This is a genomic window from Streptomyces sp. NPDC001617, assembly GCF_053596855.1.
Window position 1 is genome coordinate 1 of sequence record NZ_JBSFHA010000051.1, and the last position, 12,194, is coordinate 12,194.

Consider the following 12,194-nt stretch of genomic DNA (forward strand, 5'->3'; position numbering starts at 1 on the left):
AGGGCGCCCCGCACGGCCTCGCGCTGACCCGTCAGGGCGTGCCGACGTACGAGCCCAACGAGGATGCCGCCAAGGGTGGTTACGTCCTGTTCGAGTCCTCCACCGAGACGCCGGAGGCGATCCTGATCGCGACCGGTTCCGAGGTGCATGTCTGCGTCGAGGCGCGCGAGCGGCTGGAAGCGGAGGGGGTCGGTACACGTGTGGTGTCGATGCCGTGCGCGGAGTGGTTCGAGGAGCAGTCCGCGCCGTACCGCGAGAGTGTCCTTCCCCCCTCGGTGAAGGCCAGGGTCGCGGTCGAGGCCGGAGTGGGCCTGACCTGGCACCGGTACGTCGGCGACGCCGGGCGCATCGTCTCCCTGGAGCACTTCGGCGCCTCCGCCGACGCCCAGGTCCTCTTCCGCGAGTTCGGCTTCACAGCCGAGAACGTCGCAGCCGCGGCACGTGACTCCCTCGCCGCCCTGGATGGCAGCCATGACGCAGGCACCAGTGGAGAAGTGACTTCCGTGACCGACGACGTACTCAAGCGCCTCTCCGAAGAAGGCGTCGCGATCTGGCTGGACGACCTGTCGCGCAAGCGGATCACCTCCGGCAATCTCGCCGAACTCATCGAGCGCAGGCACGTGGTCGGCGTGACCACCAACCCCACCATCTTCGAGCAGGCGGTCGGCAGGGGTGAGGACTACGCGGACCAGATCCGCGAACTGTGGCTGCGCGGTGTGACGGTCTCCGAGGCGGTCCGCATGATCACCACCGCGGATGTCCGGGGCGCGGCGGACGTCCTGCGCCCGGTGTTCGACGCCACCGGCGGCCGTGACGGCTGGGTCTCCATCGAGGTCGACCCGCGTCTCAGACACGGTACGGCCGCGACCGTGGCCGAAGCCAAGCAGCTGGCCTGGCTGGTCGACCGTCCCAACACGCTCATCAAGATCCCGGCCACCAAGGCGGGTCTCCCGGCGATCACCGAGGTCATCGGCCTCGGTATCAGCGTCAACGTCACGCTGATCTTCTCGCTGGAGCGCTACCGCGAGGTCACGGACGCCTACCTCGCCGGCCTGGAGAAGGCCGGGGAGCGCGGCCTGGACCTTTCCGGGATTCACTCCGTCGCCTCCTTCTTCGTGTCGCGCGTCGACACCGAGATCGACAAGCGCCTCGACGCGATCGGCACCCCCGAGGCCAAGGAAGCCCGCGGCAAGGCCGCCCTGGCCAACGCCCGTCTCGCCTATGAGGCTTATGAGGAGGTGTTCGGCTCCGCCGACGGATCGACACGCTCCTCCGGCCGCTGGGCCGCCCTCTACCGGGCCGGGGCGAACAAACAGCGCCCGCTATGGGCCTCGACAGGTGTCAAGGACCCCTCCTATCCAGACACCCTCTACATCACCGAGCTGGTTGCACCGGGCACCGTCAACACCATGCCGGAGGCCACCCTCGACGCCGCTGCCGACCACGGCGAGATCACCGGCAACACCATCGCCGGAACCTACGAGCAGGCCCGCTCCGACCTCGATGCCCTCGCCGGGCTGGGGATTTCCTTCCGCAATGTCACTCAAGCCCTGGAGACCGAAGGGATCCAGAAGTTTCAGCAGTCCTGGGACAGCCTCCTGAATGCCGTACGGCACGCGCGGCCGAACAAGGCGCCCACAGTGGCCGACTGAGGCGGCCGGGTGGCCTCGAGAGGTGACCGAAATAAGCAGCGGGTAACCGCGAGAAGTGTGCATCGCACTGGACGATTCGATACGTCCGCGCAGGGCAGAGCAATTTTTTTACCAGACAGGGCTGTACCCGGCGTTCAGCCTGGCTCGTCTGTCGTTAGGGCTCTGACCTGGTCTTATAGGCCGGGCGGAGCCCTTTCCTGCGTGTGGGACCTTCCTCCTTCTACCTGGGAGTTCCCGAGGAAGTGTGCACGCGTTGTGCACTGGGGCGGGGTGCCGGATGGCGGGCTTGATGAGTGCTGATATCGAGCCTCAGGAGAGGGTTGCCGGGAGCCGGGGCTTCGACCTGGACGTGTATCCGGCCTCTGTGTGCTCTCGTCGTGCCCGGAGTCGCGGCCCATGCCTCGTACATTCATCAGCGGGAGTTCGCGCTGCAGGGCGGTGCCGATACGGTCAGTGCTTCGTTGTGGCCGCCGTCCGTTGACGGGCTCCTGCTCCTGGCCACGGCCGGCCTGCTGAAGGCCACGGCACTCCACACACGCCGGGCACGGGGCGCGGTGTGGGCGGCTTTCTTGTTGGGGATCGCGGTCTCGCCGGCGGCGAACATCGCGGCGGCACCGGCTCTGGAATGGCAGCCGGTCCTTGTCGCCGGACGGCCTCCCGCCGCGTTGCTGCTGTCGGTGGAACTCCTGGTGCATCGCCCCGTTGACCGGCTGGATATGACGGCAGGGCTATTGGGAGAGGGAGACAGCCAGGGTCGAAACCCGGGTCCAGGAATACCGTTCGTCAGGCGCACTGCCCGGCGTCCAGCAGGGCGAGAGCGTTGTCTATCCCCTGATCGAGGAGTTCATGGGCGAGTTGACTGTCGGTCAAGGCGCGCGAGAGCTGCAGTGTCCCGGCCATCAGGCCGAGGAGGCTGAGCGCCTTCACGCGCGCTGAGGACGGGGCGTCGGGCGCCATGCGGGCGGCAATGCCGTCGATGAGGACCAGCACGCCGTCGGTGTACGCCTGCCTGGTGGTGTCGGTGCAGCGCCCGATCTCGTCGAGCAGAGCGGCGTTGGGGCAGCCGTCGCCAAGGCTGTCGCGGTGCTGGGGCGACAGGTATCCCCGCACAATCTGCTCGAGTCCGGCACGGCCGGGCGCGGCCAGCGCGACGACGTTCTCGGCCTGCGCCTTCAGCTGATCGGCGATTGCCGTGGTGACGAGGTCATCCTTGGATTCGAAATGAGCATAGAAGGCCCCATTGGTCAGCCCTGCGTCCTTCATGAGAGTCGAAACCCCCGAGCCGTCGATACCGTCTTGCTTGAACCGGCGGCCCGCCGTCTCGATGATCCGCCGCCTCGTCTCCGACTTGTGCTCTTTTCCGTAGCGGACCACAGCACGCCCTCCATCGCCGACCGGAAGGGCCGGTTGACCTTCACAGACGTCGTCATTCTATGGTATTGCGAATGTAATTCGAAGAGTCGGCAGCGGCGGCGGCCGGCCACCTCGTCGCCAGTGCCCTCTGCGGCAAGGGTGACGGGCGAGCGTCGGGCCTTCACCGTGCGGGCAGGCGTGGGCCCACCGCCTGAACTCGCCATCGTCGGCGAGGCTCATGGTGTCGCCCATCGCCAAGAGCCTCGCCGACTACCCCACAGCGCACCGGCCTCCATCCTCCAGGACGCCACCGACCTGCCTCTCTTGGCCGAGAACGGACGTGTACGCGTCTGCCGAGCGGTCCATGCGCCCTGCGCCCCTGGGTCGCTCTCTCGCTAACAATCGCCGCTGATGCCCCACGTCCCGCCGTGGCAATCGCACCAAGGTCGCCTTACCGGGCCGCGCAAAGGAATCGCGTCTGTTGGTTCCTTCTGGAGGGCGGAGGAAAGGAGGTCGACGGCGACGAGGCGGTCGGCACCGACGTCCGCCGGTTCCTGCGCGGTACGGGTGGTGTCCAGGGCGGTCCCGATCCGGGGCCCGGCCTCGTTGATCACGATCAGTCTCCGCTGCAGTCGGCGGTCGTGTTCCCTCTGGTAGGCCCGACAGCCCGTTCCGCCGTACGATCGGCTAACTCGGAGGCCATCGTGCTCAGGGTGAGAGCCGTCGCGTTGCTGAGCTCCTGGGACCAGGCGACACGGGCCGTTTCCTTGTAGAGCTGATCAAGCAGACCTGTGTGGACGAGCCTGTAGTCGCGAATTGGCTTCGCTGATGGCTCAGCGAGTCGGCAGGCGAACTCGATGGCGGCGGGTCGCGTCCTGACCTCGGTCATATCAAGGCCACGCTCAAGGCGTTCAAGAACGGCGGCGACGTCTTCCGACAACGCCACTGGCGCCACGGAGGCGGTGTCTTCGTACTTCCACACCTCGGGAAGCCCGCTGCGCAGGTTCTGCAGCACCACGTCGCCCAATTGATCCGCTCGGGGTGCGAGGCCCCGAGCGGGATCGCTGAGGAAGACATGGGAGTCGGTTCACATCATCTCAGGGCATCCCCACCCTGGCCGACAGGCCGTGCCGCGCGGAGTCCGGCGGCCGCGCTCGGCCACCGTCCGCCAGGGCGCTGTCAGCCCTTCACAGGGTGTGACCGGGGCGGCGGAGGACCGGGCGGAGTCTCTCGATGACGCCGGGGTCGTCCACCGTGGAGGGGATGGGTTCGTCGCGGCCGTCGGCGATGCCGCGCATGGTCTTGCGGAGGATCTTTCCCGAGCGGGTCTTGGGCAGGGCGGCCACGACCGTGACCTCCTTGAGGGAGGCGACGGCGCCGATGCGCTCGCGTACGAGCTGGACGAGTTCGGCCTCGACCTCGCCCGATTCGCGGTCGCTGCCGGCTTTCAGGACGACGAAGCCGCGCGGGATCTGTCCCTTGAGTTCGTCGGCGACGCCGATGACGGCGCATTCGGCGACGTCGGGGTGGGCGGCCAGGGCCTCTTCCATGCTGCCGGTGGACAGCCGGTGTCCGGCGACGTTGATGACGTCGTCGGTGCGGCCCATGACGAAGACGTAGCCGTCGTCGTCAATGTGGCCGCTGTCGCCGGTGAGGTAGTAGCCGTCGTAGGCGGAGAGGTAGGAGGCGACGTAGCGGTCGTCGTCCTTCCAGAGAGTGGGGAGCGCGCCGGGCGGCAGGGGAAGCCTTACGACGATCGCGCCGTCGACGCTCGCGGGCACCGGCTTGCCCGAGGCGTCGAGGACGCGGACGTCCCAGCCCGGCAGCGGGCGCGTCGGGGAGCCGGGCTTGAGGGGAGCGGCCTCGATGCCCACGGGGTTGGCGACGATGGGCCAGCCGGTCTCGGTCTGCCACCAGTGGTCGATCACCGGGACGCCCAGCAGGTCGCTCGCCCAGTGATACGTCTCGGGGTCGAGGCGCTCACCGGCCAGGAAGAGATAGCGCAGGTGGGAGAGGTCGTAGCCGGTGGTGAGCGTCCCCTTCGGGTCCTCCTTCCTGATCGCTCGGAAGGCGGTGGGCGCCGTGAACATGGTCTTGACCCGGTACTCGGCGGCCACCCGCCAGAACTGGCCCGCGTCCGGGGTGCCCACCGGCTTGCCCTCGTACAGCACCGTCGTCGCGCCGACCAGCAATGGCGCGTAGACGATGTACGAGTGCCCGACGACCCAGCCGACGTCGGAGCCGGTGAACATCGTCTCGCCCGGGCCCACGTCGTACACGGCGCCCATGGACCAGTGCAGGGCGACCGCGTAGCCGCCGCTGTCGCGGACGACTCCCTTGGGCTTTCCGGTCGTACCGGACGTGTAGAGGATGTACAGGGGATCGGTGGCGGCGACGGAAACGCAGTCGGCCGGCGGCGCGGCGGCGACCAGATCGCCCCAGTCGAGATCGTCGGGCCCCAACTCGGCGCGTTCCTGCGGGCGTTGCAGGATCACACACTTCTCCGGCTTGTGGACCGCGAGTTCGATGGCCTGGTCGAGCAGGGGCTTGTATGCGATGACCCGCTTGCCCTCGATGCCGCAGGAGGCGGACACGACCACCTTGGGGGCGGCGTCGTCGATGCGAAGGGCGAGTTCGCGCGGGGCGAACCCGCCGAAGACGACCGAGTGGACCGCGCCGATGCGTGCGCAGGCCAGCATCGCGACAGCGGCCTCGGGGACCATCGGCATGTAGATGACCACGCGGTCGCCGTGTCCCACGCCGAGCTGTGCGAGGGCTCCGGCGAAGGCCGCCACCTCGTTCCTCAGCTGTTCGTAGGTGTAGGTGCGGCGGGTGTCGGCCACGGGGGAGTCGTAGACGAGCGCGGGTTGTTCGCCCCGGCCGGCTTCGATGTGCCGGTCGAGCGCATTGAAACAGACGTTGAGCCGCCCGTCGGGAAACCAGCGGTAGAAGGGGGCGCCCGAGGAGTCCAGGGCGCGTTGCGGAGCGACATCCCAGTCGATGCCCTCCGCCGCCTTCAGCCAGAAGCTCTCCGGGTCCTCGGTACTCGAGCGGAAGACGTCCTCGTACGTTCCCATCGCGCACTCCTTTGTGGCATCGAGGGACGGTGGTGGGGCTGCTTGCGGAACGGTGTCTGACACAAGTACCGCACACCGGCCGGCATGGTCGAGCAGGATGCCGGAGACCGGCGGACCGGTCGCCGGCATGGCGGTGGTGCGGCGCCCGGCCGTCGACAGGTACGGCTTCTGCTCACGTGCCGAGGTGCTTGCGCAGCCACTGACCCATCTGCTGGATCGCCTGGTCCACCTCGGGTACGCGCCCGGCGCCCAGGACGAACGAGTGCTGCCCTTCGGGCATCGGGTGGACCTCGGAGGTGACCTTGAAGTCCGCGAGGCGGCGGCCGAGTTCGGCGCCGTCGTCGGCGAGGGTCTCGTACTCGCCGTAGTGGACGGTCGTGGGCGGCAGGCCGGTCAGATCGGCGTTCGCGATGCTGATCGCGGGGTCGGTGAAGTCCACGGCGGGATCCTGCAGCCAGGCTCCTCGGAAGAGCTCGAGGGTGTTCCTGCTGAGCATCTTGTCGTTGTCCTCGTTCTCGTCCACCGACGCGTTCTGGATGGTGAGGTCGGTCCACGGTGAGACGCTGACGATCGCGCCCGGGGTGGCCTCCCCCTTCGCGAGCAGGCGCAGCGGGAGCATGACCGCGAGCGTCCCGCCGATCGAGTGGCCCGTGCTGCCGATGTTCCGCGGCTCGTAGCCCTGCGAGAGCAGCCAGCGGTAGGCCGTCTCGGCGTCGTCGAGCTGCGCGGGGTAGGGGTGTTCGGGCGCCAGGCGGAAGTCCACGACGAGGGAGCGGGCTCCGGCGGCCTTGGCGATGTGGCCGGCGGCCTTGCGGTCCGAGTGCATGGAGGCGGTGACGGATCCGCCGAAGTGGAAGTGGAGCAGTGCCCTGTCGGGGTCGGCGCCCTCGGGGATGGCCCACAGGGCGGGGACGCCGCCCGCGTCCACCTCGGCATACGTGACGCCTTCCGGCTCGGTCGACGCCTTGTGGTTCGAGTCGACGATGTCGCGGATGACGGCCAGGTCGAGACCGGGTGTCGACGACTTCGCGCTCACGCTCGCGAGGAACTCCGCGAACTCGTGTGCCTCTGGGCTTACTCCCATGGTGGTGCTCCTTCTCGGGCGGGCGCCGTGCCGGGTTCCCCCGCGGCGGCCGGTCGATGTGCTGGTCATGACGCTACTTGCTGAGTATAAGAAAGTGAACTCAGGAGTGCCTGGAATCACCTCATGGATGCGCGGAGGCCCATGACGGGGCATCGGGCATCGATCCTGCGGGGCGCCTGCAGGCGGGTCGCGACCTGTGGAGCGGACCGCCCGGGGGCCCGTGGGGCGAGTGCGTGCGACGCGCCTGTGGGCGGCGTCCGCGCCGGCGGTCCGGGGATTCTGCCGCCGCGTCCAGGCTTGGCTTCGGTGCGGTCGCGTGGCGGTGGGTGCGGGCGCGACAGCCGGGCGCCACTGCGCCCTGCCTGCATCGCGCGGGCTTGCCTGCCTCGGCCGGCCGTACCGGTAGGCCTGTCGGATTGCCGAGCGACTGGTCAAGCCGACGGGATCGGCGGCGATCCGGCCGCCGGACTGTCCTGTGTCTGCGACCGTGGAGGCGTACAGGACTTCGCGGACGAGAAGGCGCGCTTGTCGCAGTCCTGGGGCCCGTTGGTCTGGGCCGTCATTGCATACCAGGCATCAGCGACTGCACGGGTGCTACTCGTCGAGGAACTGAAGGGCGTGCTTCAGGAACCGCTCGGGATACTGGAACTGCGCTCCATGCCCGGCGTCGGGGTAGATCAACAGTTGAGCGTTGGGGATGTTCTGGGCGAGGTGCCAGGAATTGATCGAGGCGATCATCACGTCGTTCACGCCGTTGAGGACCAGGGTCGGCTGGGTGATCGCGTTCAGGTGGGCATAGGGATTCTCGCCCGGCAGCGGCTCCGCATAGGCGATGGTCGCTTCGAACTGCGCCTGCGCGACTTCGGGCGAGCTCGGTGCGTCCTGGTCGGCCCGCTGGTGACGTCGCTCCCAGAAAGCCCGGCCCGCTTCAACCGCGGCCTCCGAGCGGCCGAAGAACAGGAAGAGGAAGTCCTCCAGGGTGGGGACCGGATTCAGCGCGTATTGAGGCACCCGGGGGTCACTCGTCGGGTCCCCGCCGCGGAGGCCGGTGCCGAGCAGGAGGAGCCTGCGCACCAGCTGGGGGTGGCGCAGCGTGACCTCCTGTGCCTGGTAACCGCCGATCGAGAAGCCGAGCAGATCGACCTGCCACAGTCCCAACGCCCGGATGACGGCGGCGATGTCGTCGGCCATGTCCTCCATCCGGTTGCGCGGCGTGCCGGATGACGAGGCGATGCCGCGCCCGTTGAACAGGATGACCTCACGGCCTTCGGCCAGGCCGTCGGTGAGCAGCGGATCCCAGTTGTCCATTCCCCCACGGAAGTGCTGGAGCAGGAAGATCGGGACGCCGGAGGGCTTGCCCCAGCGTCGGTAGGCGAAGCGGTCGCCGTCGACCTCGATGTACTGAGTCGGGGCGGTCACATGCCTGTCACTCATGGTCTGAGCCTTTCTGGAGGGGGTAAGCAATGAGATGACGGTCGTAATTTAAAAAGTCAAGACCTTTGATGTCGATCGACATCTATGTACGCTTGACGGTCGAGCGTCAATTGAGGAAAGGGCGGCCGATCGTGCGGGTCACCAAGGCGCAGGCAGAGCGCAACCGTGCCCACATCGTCGCGACAGCCGCCAGGCTGTTCCGTGAGCGCGGCTACGACGGTGTCGGTGTGGCGGAACTGATGGCAGCCGCCGGGTTCACGCATGGCGGGTTCTACAAGCACTTCCGCTCCAAGGCCGACCTGATGGCCGAAGCGTCCGCAAGCGGGCTCTCGCACACCGCGGCACGGGCGGAAGGCCTGGACCCCGCCGAGTTCATCGAGCGCTACGTCTCGCGGGAGCATCGCGACGGGCGCGGTGACGGCTGTACCGTCGCGGCTCTCAGCGGCGATGCGGCCCGTCAGTCGGTGGACATCAAGACAGAGTTCGCGGCAGGGATCGAGAAGCTGCTCACGGTCCTCCAGGCCCACAGCGGTACGCGGGGGGATACTGACCAGGGTGCGGCCCGAGCCCTGGTGATCGACACGCTCGCCCATTCGGTCGGCGCGGTCGTGTTGTCGCGGGCATGCCCCGACGGTTCTCCGCTGGCGGACGAAATCCTCGATGTCTGCCGCGCGGGGATTCTCGCGTCACTGACACACGGCAACGGCGACCGGTCGGAGGCGGGGGGCCCGGGAGCCTGACCGCAGCCGAGTGGTCTTGCCGGGTTGTGCGGCGCGGATCGCGGTGACGTACCCGCTGTTCCGGCGCCGAGGGCGACGACGCCCTTGTGCGTGCTCATGAGGTGTCCCCTGTCTGGGGGGTTGTTGGTTGGCGCGTGGAGCGAGCGGTCATGCGGCGCGGTGGTGGGGCGCCAGGGTGGCGTGGATCTGGTCGCGGATGTCGGCGAGCACGGCTTCGTCGCTGCGGTGCAGGTAAGCGGTCGCGGTGGTGCTGAGGTGGATGATCGCGGTGATCACCCGCGCCAGCGTCGCCGCGTGGGCGGCGCCGATGTGCTCGTCGCGGGTGAGCAGGCCGGTGACGCCGTCCTCGAGACGGCCGGCAAGGGCCAGGCCCGCTTGCCGGAAGGGCTCGGCCGGGTCGCCGAAGACGAGTTCGTGCAGGTATGTGCGGCCGTTCTCGATGTGCTCCCTCATGCACTCCACCACGGGACGGATGAGAGCGATGACCGGCTCCAGCGCGCCCTGTCCGACGGCGGCGTTCGCGGCGGCGAGGCCGTCCTCGATGGCGGCGGCGAACTTCTCGTTCTGCACCATGATCAGCAACTCGGCCTTCGTGGACGCGTACAGGTAGAGCGTCCCGATCGCGACATCGGCCCGGCGGGCGACCTGCTGCGTCGTGACCCCGCTGACGCCGTGTTCGACGAACAGCTCGCGGGCTGCGGTCATGATGCGCTCGCGCTTGTCCTGTTTGGCCCTCTCGCGGCGCCCGATCGGCATGTGACCGCTTCCCATGGGGATCTCCCTTGACAATATTTCTGAGTGAACTCATAGTTGAGTGTACTCGGATTAGTCGGGTGGGGCGAGGCCCTGGATGCCGCACCGAGTTTGCCGATCCAATCTCAAAATTGGATAAAAAGGACAAGAGCTAGGAGTGGCGCCCCATGAGAGCGTTCGTCGTCGCCAAGTACAAGGAGCCGCTGCAGGAGGCGGACGTCCCCGAGCCCACCGTGGGGGAGCACGACGTGCTGGTCCGGGTGGAGGCCGCCGGGCTGAACCCGCTGGATGAGAAGATCCGCGCCGGTGAGTTCAAGCAGATCCTGCCCTACAAGCTGCCGCTGATCCTGGGCAACGACGTCGCGGGCACCGTCATCGGTGTCGGGACGGCGGTTCGCGGCTTCAAGCCCGGAGACGAGGTCTACGCCCGGCCCGCCCAGGACCGCATCGGCACGTTCGCCGAGCGCATCGCCGTCGCGGAGGACGACGTGGCACTCAAGCCCGCCTCGATCAGCATGGATGAGGCCGGCTCGCTGCCGCTGGTGGCGCTCACGGCGTGGCAGGCGCTGGTGGAGCGCGGGAGGGTGCGGCCCGGGCAGAAGGTTCTCATCCACGCCGGCGCCGGCGGGGTCGGTTCGATCGCGATCCAGCTCGCCGCGCACCTCGGTGCGCGCGTCGCCACGACCGCCAGCGCTTCCAACGCGCACTTCGTGCGCGCGCTCGGCGCGGACACGGTGATCGATTACCGCACCCAGGACTTCGAGCAGCTCCTGACCGGCTACGACCTGGTGCTGGACAGCCTCGGTGGGGAGACGCTCGAGAAGTCCCTGCGGGTGCTCAAGCCCGGCGGCAAAGCCATCGGGATCGCCGGTCCCCCGGACCCCGCGTTCGCCCGCGAGGCAGGTCTGAACCCGCTGCTACGCCTGGCGGTCGCAGCCCTGAGCGGCAAGATCCGCAGGCAGGCCAAGAAGCTCGGCGTGACGTACGAGTTCCTGCTCATGCGCGCCAGCGGCGACCAGCTCCGCCAGATCACCACCCTCATCGACCAGGGCGTGGTGCGCCCGGTCGTCGGGAAGGTGGTCGGCTTCGACCAGATCCCCCAAGCGCTGCAGTCCCTGTCCCAGGGCGGCATCCGCGGCAAGGCCGTCATCGGCAACAGCTGACCCGCCGCAACCGCGACGGGCGACACAAAACACACAGCGACACAAAACGCACAAGGAGAATCCGTCATGAGCAGCCCCGGCACCCCGAACGAAGCCGTCATCACCTCCTACGCGAAGGCCCCGGCCCGCACCGTCAGCGCCGGCGGCGTCACCTACGCCTACCGCGAGCTGGGACCGAAGGGCGGCATCCCCGTCGTCTTCTTCGTCCACCTCGCCGCGACCCTGGACAACTGGGACCCCCGCATCATCGATCCCATCGCGAAGGGCCGTCACGTCATCGCCTTCGACAACCGCGGTGTCGGGGCGTCCACCGGCCAGGTGCCGGACAGTGTCGAGGCGATGGCCGACGACGCCTACACCTTCATCAAGGCGCTCGGGTACGACAAGATCGACGTCTTCTCCTTCTCCCTCGGCGGCATGGTCGCCCAGGCCCTGGTGGTGAAGCACCCCGAACTCGTCCGCAAGCTCGTCCTCACCGGCACCGGGCCCAAGGGCGGCAAGGACATGGACAAGGTCGCCGGAACCACCTACTGGGACATCCTGCGCGCCACCTTGACCCGCTCGGACCCGAAGGAGTTCCTGTTCTTCAACCGCAACGCCACCGGCAAGGCCGCCGGGCGCGCGTTCGTCAACCGGCTCAAGGAGCGCACCGTCGACCGCGACGCGGAGATCAAGGTCAAGGCGTTCCAGACACAGTTGAAGGCGATCAAGAAGTGGGGGCGCTCCGCCCCCGACGACCTGTCGTCGATCACGCAGCCCACCCTGATCGCCAACGGCGACAACGACCGCATGGTGCCGTCGGTCCTGTCGGAGGACCTGCACCGGCGCATCAAGGGCAGTGAGCTGATCATCTACCCCGACTCCGGGCACGGCGGCATCTTCCAGTACCACGACCGGTTCGCCCCCGTGGCGGTCAAGTTCCTCGCGCCATGACAACG

10 protein-coding genes and 1 pseudogene are annotated in these 12,194 nt (G+C 68.3%); 5 read left to right on the top strand and 6 right to left on the bottom strand.

What is annotated here, in order from left to right; translation table 11 throughout:
* Window positions 1-38 precede the first annotated feature (38 nt).
* Together tal and ACWC09_RS31890 are read left to right on the top strand one after the other, a co-directional pair.
* A complete protein-coding gene (tal, locus tag ACWC09_RS31885) occupies window positions 39-1,652 on the top strand; it encodes a transaldolase (protein ID WP_450854464.1) in 1,614 nt (537 codons plus the stop codon).
* 377 nt (window positions 1,653-2,029) lie between these two features.
* Window positions 2,030-2,290: pseudogene (locus ACWC09_RS31890) on the top strand (DUF2637 domain-containing protein); the annotation flags it as partial.
* Window positions 2,291-2,435: 145 nt separating this feature from the next.
* On the opposite strand, the gene ACWC09_RS31895 reads toward ACWC09_RS31890, so the two are convergent.
* From ACWC09_RS31895 to ACWC09_RS31915, 5 genes are all read right to left on the bottom strand, one after another.
* On the bottom strand, window positions 2,436-3,026 hold the full coding sequence (locus tag ACWC09_RS31895) for a TetR/AcrR family transcriptional regulator (protein WP_450854386.1): 591 nt from the start codon (window positions 3,024-3,026) through the stop codon (window positions 2,436-2,438).
* Window positions 3,027-3,621: 595 nt separating this feature from the next.
* Window positions 3,622-4,023, bottom strand: coding sequence for a hypothetical protein (locus ACWC09_RS31900; protein WP_450854387.1), 402 nt, complete (start codon window positions 4,021-4,023; stop codon window positions 3,622-3,624).
* Window positions 4,024-4,192: 169 nt separating this feature from the next.
* Entirely contained in the window at window positions 4,193-6,211 is a 2,019-nt protein-coding gene (locus ACWC09_RS31905) for a propionyl-CoA synthetase (RefSeq protein ID WP_450854388.1), read from the bottom strand.
* Window positions 6,212-6,254: 43 nt separating this feature from the next.
* Complete coding sequence (locus tag ACWC09_RS31910) at window positions 6,255-7,166, bottom strand: alpha/beta hydrolase (protein WP_450854389.1); 912 nt, start codon at window positions 7,164-7,166, stop codon at window positions 6,255-6,257.
* Between the two features lie 594 nt (window positions 7,167-7,760).
* Window positions 7,761-8,600 carry an alpha/beta fold hydrolase gene (locus ACWC09_RS31915; protein ID WP_450854390.1) on the bottom strand — a complete coding sequence of 280 codons (840 nt, stop codon included), beginning with the start codon at window positions 8,598-8,600 and terminating at the stop codon, window positions 7,761-7,763.
* Window positions 8,601-8,668: 68 nt separating this feature from the next.
* Between ACWC09_RS31915 and ACWC09_RS31920 the strand changes: the two genes are divergently transcribed.
* Window positions 8,669-9,340 carry a TetR/AcrR family transcriptional regulator gene (locus ACWC09_RS31920; protein ID WP_450854391.1) on the top strand — a complete coding sequence of 224 codons (672 nt, stop codon included), beginning with the start codon at window positions 8,669-8,671 and terminating at the stop codon, window positions 9,338-9,340.
* A 147-nt stretch (window positions 9,341-9,487) separates the two neighbouring features.
* Here ACWC09_RS31920 and ACWC09_RS31925 read toward each other — a convergent pair whose 3' ends face one another.
* Window positions 9,488-10,111 carry a TetR/AcrR family transcriptional regulator gene (locus tag ACWC09_RS31925; RefSeq protein WP_450854392.1) on the bottom strand — a complete coding sequence of 208 codons (624 nt, stop codon included), beginning with the start codon at window positions 10,109-10,111 and terminating at the stop codon, window positions 9,488-9,490.
* Between the two features lie 149 nt (window positions 10,112-10,260).
* Between ACWC09_RS31925 and ACWC09_RS31930 the strand changes: the two genes are divergently transcribed.
* Together ACWC09_RS31930 and ACWC09_RS31935 are read left to right on the top strand one after the other, a co-directional pair.
* On the top strand, window positions 10,261-11,256 hold the full coding sequence (locus ACWC09_RS31930; RefSeq protein ID WP_450854393.1) for an NADP-dependent oxidoreductase: 996 nt from the start codon (window positions 10,261-10,263) through the stop codon (window positions 11,254-11,256).
* Window positions 11,257-11,322: 66 nt separating this feature from the next.
* A complete protein-coding gene (locus tag ACWC09_RS31935) occupies window positions 11,323-12,189 on the top strand; it encodes an alpha/beta fold hydrolase (protein WP_450854394.1) in 867 nt (288 codons plus the stop codon).
* The last annotated feature ends 5 nt before the right edge of the window (window positions 12,190-12,194 follow it).

Bases quoted from the DNA above. Each gene is read 5' to 3' on its own strand.
- ACWC09_RS31905 (WP_450854388.1), bottom strand. From the start codon at position 6,211: ATGCCGGCGACCGGTCCGCCGGTCTCCGGCATCCTGCTCGACCATGCC.
- ACWC09_RS31910 (WP_450854389.1), bottom strand. From the start codon at position 7,166: ATGGGAGTAAGCCCAGAGGCACACGAGTTCGCGGAGTTCCTCGCGAGC.
- ACWC09_RS31915 (WP_450854390.1), bottom strand. From the start codon at position 8,600: ATGAGTGACAGGCATGTGACCGCCCCGACTCAGTACATCGAGGTCGAC.
- ACWC09_RS31920 (WP_450854391.1), top strand. From the start codon at position 8,669: ATGTCGATCGACATCTATGTACGCTTGACGGTCGAGCGTCAATTGAGG.
- ACWC09_RS31925 (WP_450854392.1), bottom strand. From the start codon at position 10,111: ATGGGAAGCGGTCACATGCCGATCGGGCGCCGCGAGAGGGCCAAACAG.
- ACWC09_RS31930 (WP_450854393.1), top strand. From the start codon at position 10,261: ATGAGAGCGTTCGTCGTCGCCAAGTACAAGGAGCCGCTGCAGGAGGCG.
- ACWC09_RS31935 (WP_450854394.1), top strand. From the start codon at position 11,323: ATGAGCAGCCCCGGCACCCCGAACGAAGCCGTCATCACCTCCTACGCG.